The 12,110-nt window shown below is 44.9% G+C and carries 5 protein-coding genes; all 5 read right to left on the reverse strand.

The window, feature by feature from the left end; translation table 11 throughout:
- Positions 1–42: 42 nt before the first annotated feature.
- On the reverse strand, positions 43–8,361 hold the full coding sequence (locus tag PHQ42_01645; GenBank protein MDD5071417.1) for a hypothetical protein: 8,319 nt from the start codon (positions 8,359–8,361) through the stop codon (positions 43–45).
- 386 nt (positions 8,362–8,747) lie between these two features.
- On the reverse strand, positions 8,748–9,290 hold the full coding sequence (locus PHQ42_01650; protein MDD5071418.1) for a hypothetical protein: 543 nt from the start codon (positions 9,288–9,290) through the stop codon (positions 8,748–8,750).
- Between the two features lie 64 nt (positions 9,291–9,354).
- Complete coding sequence (locus tag PHQ42_01655) at positions 9,355–10,008, reverse strand: hypothetical protein (GenBank protein MDD5071419.1); 654 nt, start codon at positions 10,006–10,008, stop codon at positions 9,355–9,357.
- Positions 10,009–10,238: 230 nt separating this feature from the next.
- Complete coding sequence (gene rsmA, locus PHQ42_01660) at positions 10,239–11,084, reverse strand: 16S rRNA (adenine(1518)-N(6)/adenine(1519)-N(6))-dimethyltransferase RsmA (protein MDD5071420.1); 846 nt, start codon at positions 11,082–11,084, stop codon at positions 10,239–10,241.
- Positions 11,085–11,271: 187 nt separating this feature from the next.
- Positions 11,272–12,110: MFS transporter (locus PHQ42_01665; protein MDD5071421.1), on the reverse strand; the 839-nt coding region annotated here is incomplete at its 5' end.

The raw sequence follows: 12,110 nt of genomic DNA on the forward strand, positions 1-12,110 counted from the left end.
CAGTGTGCTTCAGTGGTTTAGACCTTCAGTGATTTCAGTGATCTACTTCTCCGTTACTTTTACCGTCCCGCTAAATGTCCCGCTAGCGCCATAGCCCCAATTATCCTTGATTGTTATTTTTGGTTTTACACTGCAGTAGTTGCCTTCTTCGTCTGCCGCGCAGGTTATGCCATCACCATCTTTATCCTTATTCCTTAAATCCCAATAGCTGTACAAGTGATAAACCGAATGCGGATTTTTTTCATCCGGCCGATGATTCATCTCCACTCCGGAAACAACCGTAGTCCCGCCGTCGCCCCAGTCAATTTCGTATCTGACCAATGGCAACTGGTTTGGATTTACAGCCGTGTTAAAAGTTAAATTGGCGAACCCATTTTTGATAATCGTCGTCTCGCCTGTTTCTGCACCATTGGCTTTTATATGGCTTACAATGGGATCAGTGCAATTTATATACTCTCCGCTTATTGTCTTCCCGCAAACATCGCTCGATTTCCAGTTAGGAAAAGTATTGTCCGGAATATATCGGCCAGCACTCGCTTCAGCCGTGCGACCAACTTCCTCTTCTGAACATACAACGCCAGCATTTGATCCCCCAACACAAACATATCGATCCCTAGTCTCTGCTCTACACGTTCCGGTCCCGGTATCAGGACCGCAGCACCTTAGATTGTTATTGCTAGTAGCATCTTGTACTCTCCTAACCTCTACGCAAATGTCATTGGGGTCTACACATCCCTGGCTATTGCCACCAAGATTGCAAGCTATGCCGTTTCTGGGCCCTCCGACACATTGGGGCGTAATACATGCTCCATAAGTAGTGGAAATGCCGCAAGGCCAATAAGCTGCTGTGCATACGCCATCATTACTTGGGCAATCACCGTCGCCATAACAAGGACCGTTATTGTTAGCCCCCCCGCTACATGTGCCGGCAGGGCATGAACCGCCTGGACAATCACCAGGATCATCGCAAACATCATTATTATTATCCCCCCCACTGCATCTGCGTTCAGAACAGGTTCCATCAATGCCATTACAAATTGTATCACTGGCGCTACAATCAGCTCCGATATTTCTTTCTCCACCTACGCAGGTTTTTGATTTCAAACAATTTGGATCTTGCGGACCGCTGCAAGTCAAATTATTATTACTGCATTTCATAATCGGGCAATCCGGATTAGAATATTCACAAGCTTTTCCCGCATTAACTCCTTCGGCGCAGACGTTACTGCAAACGCCACCATAGCAGCAATCATCGCCTGAACCAGGGGTTGCACTCGTGGTTGAATCGCATTTATATTCTCCGGTTGAATTGCAGTTCGCTATCGTATCAATACCTCTTATATCACAAGAAGCTCTTTCTTGGGGATTGGAATTCTCGCATTTGCCCTCTGCTGTACACGAACTTTCAGGAACGCAGCAGGCCAACCCATTCGGTAATCCATTGCAGGTATACATATTCAGTTCGGCATTAAGCGAACACTTAACGCCACTGGCGCACCCTGTCAGAGAACAGTCCTGGGCGTAGTTTACCGAATTGCTTGCGCAAGAATAAACAATATCAGAGGTAAGACTTTTAGAGCAAACGCCGCCGCCAAGACAGGTTTGCTCCGGAACTAATTTATAACCGCCATAACTTTGGGCAAAAAGCCTTTTTAATTCGCCCGTATCTCCATAATTATTTTCAATAGCATCTTTATCATTATGTAATTGCCCCATTCTAGGTAATTTTTTATTCTCGCTGTAATAAAGAGGCTGGATGCCCTCATCCATCCTGGTGTCCCATTCATAAGGATTGGCCGCTGGATTTGGGTAAACAATTGTGCCAAAAGGTGGGGCATCGCTACTATAGTAAGCCTTACCACCCGTGTAACCAGGAACACCAGCAAAGGTGTTAACGAAGAAATTACTATCTCCTCCGCTTAATCTGGTTTGGAAGACTTTGTTGTCTCCGGCCGCAGAAACCGTTTGCACAAATTTCTCGCAAACCGGCTTAATGTCAATAATCGTCCGGCAAACAACCGTTGTACGTTCTAAATATTGATCACTGGGCCAAATACCCTCGGCACCATAAATGCTAGCGACATCCCCTATCTTAGACGGCTTCACCCAGGCTAATTGATCATTATATTCATACCCAAGCGTAAATATGCCTTTGCCCGTATTGGGATTCCTGTCATAGCCGACGGGTTCAACGGCACAACGCCAACCATATTTTTCATCAGTTGAGGTAACTACGGGGTCCATATAAGCCGAATTAACGGATTCTATGCTGGCCGCCACATAACCTGTTTTGGGACCGTTATAACCATATAAAACAACCGCGTGCTTGCCAGCCAAATATTCCTTTTTGGTTATTTTTTCATCTAGATCGCCATTTTTGACGCCGTGTGCAATCCAATCGGCATTACTGCCATCACCATCTATATAAATCCAAACTTTATCATCGGCCACAACCTTAACCTTTAATTTTGTCCCCTCCGTCAAATCGGTGCAATAATAAAGCGGAAACTTTCCTTGATAACCCGCGCCTTCCTCAATGCCTTCGCCCCTTACTTTGTCAACCGGATACCACATCAAACAAGCGTCAGGCGAGCCCGGAGCCCGGTCATATTCCAGACAATAGCCGGTCAAACCTTTTTGGCTTACTCCGGACCCATCCATATAATCGCAAGACAGGGAATCTTCTTTTGGGTAAAGCCGGCAAGATTGCCTGGAATAAATATCTTCTTTTGTTTCCAATACCGGCTTTATTTTTATGTCGTCAAAATAAGCCACCCCGCCAGTCGCGCCTGAAGAAACTGTAATTTTCCTCCTTATCGCCGCTCCTAAAGAAAACTCCTTGGTAAAATATCTACTATTACCAGGCAAAATCTCTAATCTTGTACCATCAGGCAAGCTTATGCTTACGTTCCCGCCTGATAAATTCATTGTATTAACATAAGCGCTAATAATATAAGTTTTTGCTTCAAAATCAATCTCCTCACTAGTAATTGAATTCCCGGAACTCATCTTTAAAATATTTCTGCCTTCGGGCGGGGAAAATCCCAAAGCGGCTTTGGCTTCGGCCGCGTTGGTAATCACTTTGAACATGCTGTCGTTCCAGGTGCTACCGCTGGTGTTGCTCCAGCCGACCGGATAACCGTTGCCCCCGGACATTTCAAATCCGCCATTAGACAGGCTGATTATGTCCCCGACCTGCTCCATTCCGCCTATCGGATAATAATTATTGCCCAATTGCCCGCCATCGTAACCGAATTTGGAATAACCGGTTAAATTAGCGATAATGCCCGGATCATCTCCGGACTTAAATATCTGCGGCGCTTTGGTTGAGGCGATAAAATTGCCGCAATTGCCGCTATCGTCAAAAGCGTTGCAAAGCCCGACATCAAAGCAGATATTATTATTATCTTTATCTTTAACATAACTGCGGCAAGCCAGCCACTCGGCGCAAACCCGGTTCGGCGAAACCTTTATCAGGGCATTGGCGTTATTGTCGCTCCCGCTTTCCGGCGGCACTCCGTTTCCGTCGTCAATAGTCAAATTCGCGTCAAACTTTAATCCGGCTAAACCGCTTCCGCCTTCCTGAATGCGCTCATTAAATAAGACGCACCCTCTCTCAAAATCAACCAAGCCGTTGCAGGATGTTTTGTCCAGTTCTTGATTTAACCTATATTCCGCTATGGCTTTCCTAAGGTTAAATTCTCCCGCGCTTTCGCAGATATTTCCGCCGGAGGAACCGCCGAGAGAATCATTGAAAAATATAATTGAATCAGTGCCGGAAACGCTGATTGAATTTACGGGATTGCCCAGGCTATTATCGCTTTTTAATTCGCGCAAAGTTGCCTTGGAACAGTTTATTGAATTGGTTTCGGCCCCGATTCCTTTTAATATGTAAAGAGTGGATAGCTCAAGGTTAACTTGATTGTCGTTTTTATAATTCGCGCTCGCGGCCGGCCGGCTTATCGGGTCAATATATTCGCTACAGCCGGCCTGCGCCGCGGAGCAGATTCCGACCCAGCCGTTATCCGGCTGATAAATAGTCTGGCCTTCTCCGCCGTAACCAAAAGTTTTTAATTCGCTGGTTAGGCAGAGAGTATCAGCCGTCTCCAAAACGCAGGTCTGCCCGATAGCGCAGTTTTTGTCAGACAAGCAAACCGTCCCCGCGCCGTTACATCTCTTTACTTTCTTCTGATACCAGCCCCAGCCGATTTCGCCGGTTGCCTGCCGCCACTCGCAGACCATGTCCCCCGGGTCCTTAAAGAAGGAATTGCCGCTTTCCGAAGACCAGGCGGCGCAGCCCTCGCTTTCTTCGTCGCATAAAATTCTTGTGTACCTGTCCGGATTATTTTTCAGATAAACATCGCCATAAACCACTTCGTCTCCGTATTTATAAGGCGAACCGAAAAGGCCGCAGCCCTTATCCGCCCGGTTGCATTGCTTATTTTTGTCATAAACCGCGTAAGCAAAACTGTCCGCGGGCACAGACACGGCCGGATCAGTAGCGGAAGTATAAACTCCGGCCTGGCTGGAATTATGGGTATCAATCATTAATTCACAGCCCACGGCCGACTCCTGGCAGAGTTGGCTAAAACTGCGGAGATAATGCGTATTTTTCGCCCGGTCTTGATATTGGCCGCAACCCAGCATATACAAAGGAAAAGGATTGCTATTTATGTCCTGGTTGCAGGAAGCCGGCGTTACCCAGGAATCTTTTATCAAATAATGGCGGGCTACGATTTCTGTTAACCTAATGTCATCAATATAGAAATTGCTGTTAGCCACAATTTCTAATTTTTCCTCAACGTCAACTTCGCGCTCAAGGCTGGCCAGATTAAATTTATAGAGTTTCCATTCGCTTTCCAAATTTCCTCCGGAAATGGGAAAAGATTGCTTGTCACCGTCTTTGACAAAACTGATAGAGCTAAATTCAGCCGCGGCTGTTCCTTTCTTTTTGGCAATAAAGCTTAATACGTAGGACTTGCCCTTCCCAACAGAGGCGCCAACCACTTTGCTGGTGGAATTGCCGGTTGTTTCCAAAGAATGGCCGCCGACAGTAAGGGCTTCGCTGCTGATGCTTCCCGACCATCCCTGAGCGCCTCCTTCAAAATCATTGTTTAAAACAATCCGCATATTGCTCCCCATATTGCCGCTATACTCGCGGCAGCCGTTTTGGCTGGCCGCGCAAGCTTTGCCTTCGCCCGGAATAGCCATATAAATCTCCGAGTCGGCTGTCCGGCGATAAGGATGGCAATTATCACTGCAGGAAATTGTTTTTGTGTATGAATGATAGGAAATTCCGCCGGCTTTGTTATAGAATTGGCGGCAATCCGAATTATAGCCCAGGTCGGTTGCCGGCAGATTATAAATCGCCTCGCCGCATTCGGAAGTATCATCGCTGGTAATAGCCGGCTCGCTTCCACTCGCTTTCAAATTAAAAACTTTTAATTGGTAGCCGCTTTCCTCGCTTCCCTCCCAAGTATAAAATTCAACGCAATTGGCGCCCGCATCAGTGGGTTTTACGCATTGCCTTAAATAAGTGTAATATTCTCTGCCCTCCCCGCCTCGGGTCACCTCGTCTAAATTGGTAAATTCATCGCAGCCGGCAGCGGCAGCCGGGCAGGTCCGGGCCGATTTGGGGATAAAATATTCGGCCTGGCTTCCGGAAAAATTGGTTGCCGCCTGAATATAATTGTCAAAACCGTCGCATTCGGCCGGGCAATAATCGGTTACCGTGGTTTTGGCCGGAATGCTTATTTTGTCAGTGACCGAAGTATAAAATTCGCAGCCGACATCGGATGCTCCGCAGAGATTGGCAAATCCTCCGCAACGGGCCGGCGGATTAGCGGCCTGGCACTCCAAATAAGCCGGAGCCAATTTTTCATAGATAACATTAGCCGCCCCGTATTCTTTATAAGCCGTGGCTCCGGTTCCGATTTCAAACTGGATATTATCAATATAAAAATCAGCCGCGCCATAGCCGTAAATATAGAATTCATTGGCCGCTAAATTTCCGTCATTATTAACCGACAAGGCCAGCCTTTCCCAGGAGCCGGTTCTTGTTAAAACAGCTTCTCTGAATTGAGTGTTGTTGTTGCCAATGCCCAGTTTTAAGCTGGTCCCGCTTTTTAAATAAACATAAGCGCTTAAAGTATAAGCCACCCCCGGTTCCATAATAAAGCCCTTGGGAATTACGGATACGTTGCTATAAGCGCTGGAAGAATGGTCATAAGAATATAAACCGCCGTTGCCGCCGCCCATTGTGATACGCAAAATGTTTCCTGATCGGCCTTCGGCGCCGTTGGCAATCTCGGCCTGCAGATTGGAGCCGCCGCCGCCCAAATACAAAGGCCAGTTGTTTAATTTAACCGTGCCGCCCGAAGAAGCAATGGAGGCTTTGTCGCCCACCGTATCGTTTTCAAACCCGGAATTTACAACCAAGTTCGTGCCTAAACCGGCCTTGGTTCTGATAAATTCATGGCAGCCTTCGTTTTCCCGGCTGCAGGTTTCAATATTTTTATTAAAATAAATCGGGTTGGCGCCGGTCCAGCTTATAGAAGCGCTCCCAAAGTCATAATTGGCGGGTGTGGCGTACCCCTTGCAGCCGGCGCTCCCGGCCGAACAGCCGCTATAATCCAAAGTGTTTTCTAGATAAGAAATAGTTTTGCCGTCAGCGGCCCGGAAAGTCTGGCAAGTATTATATTTCGGGTCGCAGGAGGCGGCGCTAAAATTCCAAGTCCGGCGTTCCTCTGCGCAATAGCCGTAGGCCTCGCAAGAGCCGTCGCTCTTTTCCTTGATGCAGCTTTGTTCGTCCCCGCAATAATTGTCGTTTCGGATAATCATTCTTTCTTTGCCGCCTTCGCCATCGTCAACTATCTCATCAGAAACTATTTCCGGCCCGTAGCCTTCCTTGGCGCAAAAATTCTGCGGCGCTTTCAAAACCCAGTTCGGGTCAACCAGTCCTTCGCACCATTCTTCATGAAAACCAAAGTAAGAATCGTTCGGGTCAAAACAGGCCACCATTTTCGCCAAAGTGGCGTTTTTCAATTTTTCCTGATTAGAATGGATATATTCCGCCGCCAGCTCCCAGCCCACCGGAATAATCCGGTATTTTCTTAAAATAAGCATGGACCGGTAAGGATAGCCCTGATTATACACCGGCTCAATGGCGCTTACGCCGACTGACCTGAAGCCAAAAGGCCAATCTTTAAGATATCCCAAACTCAAGGCCTCTCCTACTGTTTTTCTCTCCTCTATGGCCTGCCTGAACCCCTCGTCAATCACGCACCCGTTTGTTGGCGCGTATCCGCCCATTTTGTTGCAGGACGACAAAATCGCTAAAATATCATAATCCGCTCTGGTATCAAAACTTGGCTCCAATAATTTTCTTAAAGATTCGTTGTCGCCGGAAATAGGGCTGGCTTCATAATCAGCCAGCCCGCCCCAATCTCCGCTATAAGGGGAAGAGGCCGGGCCGGTTCCTTTGGTTAATTTTTTCATCAAATCATTAAACTTCGTAATCGCCAACTGGTTTAAAAAAACGTTCGCGGCGTCAACCAAGGCATCGCCGGTAAAATTGGTTAAATTGCTGGAAAAAGTGCTGCGCACGGCATCAGCCTGCTTTTCTCCCTCCCCAGGAGGCGTTTCCGTTTTGCCGGCAATATTCCTCAAATCCAGCCAACCTCCTTTTGACTCCAATTCCGATTGGGCCTTGGTCTTCTTGGCCTGCTGGTCCGCTATAATTTCTGTCTGTAAAGTAAGGGCCACTCCCAAGTCGCTTTGCGCCGGATTAAAAACCGCCTGAAATCTCTGCAAAAAATCCGGCCGGCGCAATTCTTCTTCCCAATTATTTTTCATTTCGCTCCAGGTGCAGGTTGGAGGCCTTGGCCTTTGCTGTTGATATAAACCCAGCCCTATTCTCATTTTTATGTCAAAATCCGGTTCGCATAAATCAAAATTCCACTTCCTTCCCAATTGCTCTATAAACTCTCCCCCGGCCTGGTCAGCCACATTTTCTAAATAAGAACCCCAACTTTCCGTAACAAATAAAGGCTTCCGCCCCCTTCCGCCAGAGCCCAAATAGGTGGCGGTATCATAAGCGATTGTATTCAAAGCATTCCGAATCGCCGCCTGGAAAGCGGCTGAACCGCCTTTTTGCCAAAGTATCAGTAAATTGTTCCATACTACATCTCTCCAAAAACTCTTTTCCCGTTGCGCTGCCGCTACCGGATCCACAAACTGAGCGTAGGCTGGTTTAATTTTAAAAGAAAAAGAAGTGAATATAAATAAAAAAATAAGAAAACCAACAATGAAAGAGGAAATATTTTTATTATACTTATTTATTTTCCCTTTTTTGAAAAACATATTGTTATTTTTTCCGCCGCGGCAGAATCTCTCCGCAGAGGATTCTGCCGGATATCCAATTCCATCGTGGCAGTTATTTTAAAATTTCTATTAGTTGAAAGTTTTTAAAGTTATAAAGTTTATAAAGTTTTTGGAACGCTGTGAGCTGGATAACTTTTCCCGCCGCGGCAGAATCTCTCCGCAGAGGATTCTGCCGGATATCCAATCTGGATAACTTCTGCTGGATATCCAATTCCATCGTGGCAGAATCCCCTGTATCGGGAGATTCTGCCAAAGCGCAAAGCGCAGATTGACTTAATCAATGACCACTCCCGCCGCGGCAGAATCTCTCCGTAGAGCCTGCCTGCCGGCAGGCAGGGATTCTGCCTGATATCTAATCTGAGGTGTTAAATCTCCATAACGTCTACATCATATATTCCTTTTCCCGTAATATAGTTGTTAGCGCTGGAATAAATATAATCTTCGGGATTTTCCGCTAATCTCCACTTCTCTTGGCATGGATTGCCGTGAATATAATTAATTTTTTCTAGAAAGAATTTTTCCGTTTGGATTACTAACGAATCATATCTGGGTTCAAATATTTTATGCTTAGCCTCTTTTTTTGTAGCCCTAACTTTAAAATAATTTAGCAAAGCGGTATTATTATCTTCCTTTAACAACCTTGCTATCCCATAAGCCATAAACCTTTTGCCGTTAAAAACTAACGTTGGCGGTTTAGGAGATTTTTCCGCAATGAACAATAAACAATGAATATGGTTTGGCATAATTACATAACCGTGGATCTTGTTGTCATACTCCTTTAGGCAGTCAAACCATCGATAAACCAAATCGCAATATTTATTGCTGGTAAAAATCTTCTTCCAACCTAAAATTGTAAAGGTGATAAAGTATATTTCGTCGGGAATGAATATCTTGTTTCTAACCGCCATAAGCGCTTATTCACTGGCAGAATCCCCTAACGGGAGATTCTGCCAAAGCGAAAATCCCACATCCCTACTGGCTTTCCAAAATTTCCTCATAACTTGCCATCAAATCTTCGTCGCTGACCAAATCCAATACACCCTTATCCATCCCCGATTCCAAAAGCATTTCCCTCAAGGTCGGGGCGTCAATCTGACTCGCCAAAATATCCTGCAATATTTTTTCCTGGTCAGCGGTTAATTCCTCTCCGGTCAAATCCCAATCCGGGGCAAATTCCGACAAAAAAGTTTCTTCCCCGCTTCCGGAACTAATACTCCCCAAAGCCGAACAATTCCTGCCTTCCGGGCAATTGGGATCCGTACCCCTCTTAATCTCTTCCCAATCGGAAAGGCCGTCGCTGTCGCTGTCTTCCAAATAGGGGGAAGTCCCGTAAATATAAAGTTCATCCCAATCAGATAAGCCGTCCCCGTCCGTGTCTTTTGTTTTTAAAGATTCCTGGCATTCCGGACCCTGGCAAACGCTGGCGGTTTCGCTTATCCCGCCCGGATTATAAGCAAAGGGGCTGTTGATGTTTTTTTGAAGCTGGGCCATCCAGGTAATAATCACGGCCACGCCCAAAACCGCCAAGACCGCCACGGCAATTTTTTGATTTTTGCCCAAACCCTGCCCTCTATTCTGGTCCTGGCCTAAATTTTCATCGCCTCCTAATTCATTGAAATCATCCATAATAAACTAATAAATAATAAACGCGGAAACAAACAAAAACACACGGCCTTCGGCCTTAAAACACAAAAACACAAATGTTTTAGTGTTTTCGTGCTTTTGTGTTTTTGTGTTCGTAATTTGTCCCGCCACATTATTATCCCGCCTCTTTATTAAATTATTGAAGGCGGGACCCCGTCGAGGCGGTGATAATTTTTAGTTTATTATTTGTTCTACCATTATTATAACACAAATCAAATAAATTCTCCAAACAATTTTATCCAGTCTTCCACTGAAAGCTCTTGGGCCCTGGTTTTAGGGTTAAAGCCAGTATTTTTTATCTTTTTTTCCGCCTCTGCCTGGGAGATATGATATCCGGCGGCTAAATTATTTTTTAGCATCTTCCGTTTGGCGCTAAACCCGATTTTTACCATCCGAAAAAATTCCTTTTCATTGACTTTCGACTTTATGGACTTTATGACTTTCAACTTAATAATCGCGCTATCCACTTCCGGCTTGGGCCAGAAGCAGTTAGCCGGCGCAATATCTATAATTTCCGGCTCTGCGTAAAATTGAACGGAAACAGCCAGCAGGCTCATTTTGGGAGGGGAAGCAACAATCCTTTCCGCCACTTCTTTTTGCAGCATCAGAACCATCATCCCCGGTTTATTCTCGGCGGACAAAAATTTTCTTAAAAAGATGGAGGTAATATTATATGGTAAATTGGCTACAATCTTATATTCCCCCTTGCCTGCCCCGCTCCTGCGGTGGATAAAGGGGGTCAGGGGGATTTGTAAAATATCCTCATTCACCACTTCCACATTTTTTATTCCTTGCGCTGCCAAACCGGTTTGTAAAATTTCTGCTAGCCTGTCATCCAATTCTACTGCTACCACCCTTTTTACAACCTCTGCCAACTTAGCAGTTAAAAATCCAAACCCTGGCCCAACTTCCAAAACCACATCGTCCTTTTTTAATTCCGCGGCTTTTATAATTTTTTCATATATCTCTTCCTTAATTAAAAAATTCTGCCCGCGCGACCGGGCAGGCTTGATATTATATAATCTACAAAGTTGTTTAATTGTTTCTAGTAAACTCATAACAATAAATGTAAAGTGCAAAAATCAAAATGAAAAATGTTTCTAATTTTCAATTATCAAATTTCAATTTTCAATCAATTTTCAATATTTAATTTTCAAGGCTACTAATAGCGTTTGAAAATTAAATATTTAATAATTAAATATTGACTGAAAATTGGTCATTGAAAATTGAAAATTATACGCTTATTTAATCAATTATACTTTCTCTCTTTATCATTTCCTCGTCAGCCAAAAAATTCATAGACAAAGAAGCGATGGCGGCCAAAATAAAAGTCCATTGGACATTAAAAAAGGGCAAAAGGAGTAAAATGAAAACGAACATAAAACTTTTTCCGAATTGGACCGCCATCTCGTGGATAACGGTATATTCATCAACGTAATGCCCTTGATCAGCCGCTTTCTCATAATTTAGAACGTCAAAAGGCGTGCGGGCAAAAATTTTAGCCAAATTATGGTAAGTGGAGGTGATAAAAATCTGAAAAGCCGTAGCGATAAAAATTTTAATAATCCAGCCCAAAGCGTAAAAAATACTGCCATATTTCAACATTTTATTTTTATTGCCCTTGTCGGCAAACCGCCCGACAGAAAGCTGTAAAAATACCGTTACCGCCACAATCAAGGAAGACAGAGCCCCGACCTGGAAATAATTTCCGGACAAAAGTTCCCAGATAAAGATGGGCCAGATAATAACTCCGACGACATTCTCCGCTCCGTCTCCGAAATAAGCCAGCACCACTCTTCTCCGGCGCTTTGAAAAAAACTCTTTCCAAGTCTGGAAGTAGCTCCAGGAAAAAACTTCCGTGGTTTTTGGCAGAGTGGAAAAAGGTATTAAAGAAATGAAATATATTATAATCGTAATTAAAAATAAAATGTCGTAATTATAATGGAATAAAATCCAGCCGGCGATTAAAGGCGTAATCGCGCCCAAAGAAATAGCCGTAGCCTCCATTAAACCGAGCTGTTTCGCCCGGTTGCTTTTGCTTGTAAATTTAGCCAAATCGGTATGGAGCGGTATCCAGTACATTA

The sequence above is a fragment of the Patescibacteria group bacterium genome, from assembly GCA_028711655.1.
Classification (GTDB): domain Bacteria; phylum Patescibacteriota; class Patescibacteriia; order Patescibacteriales; family JAQTRU01; genus JAQTRU01.

Coding starts and splice junctions, on each gene's coding strand:
- PHQ42_01655 (MDD5071419.1), bottom strand. CDS start 10,008: ATGGATGATTTCAATGAATTAGGAGGCGATGAAAATTTAGGCCAGGAC.
- PHQ42_01645 (MDD5071417.1), bottom strand. CDS start 8,361: ATGTTTTTCAAAAAAGGGAAAATAAATAAGTATAATAAAAATATTTCC.
- rsmA (MDD5071420.1), bottom strand. CDS start 11,084: ATGAGTTTACTAGAAACAATTAAACAACTTTGTAGATTATATAATATC.
- PHQ42_01650 (MDD5071418.1), bottom strand. CDS start 9,290: ATGGCGGTTAGAAACAAGATATTCATTCCCGACGAAATATACTTTATC.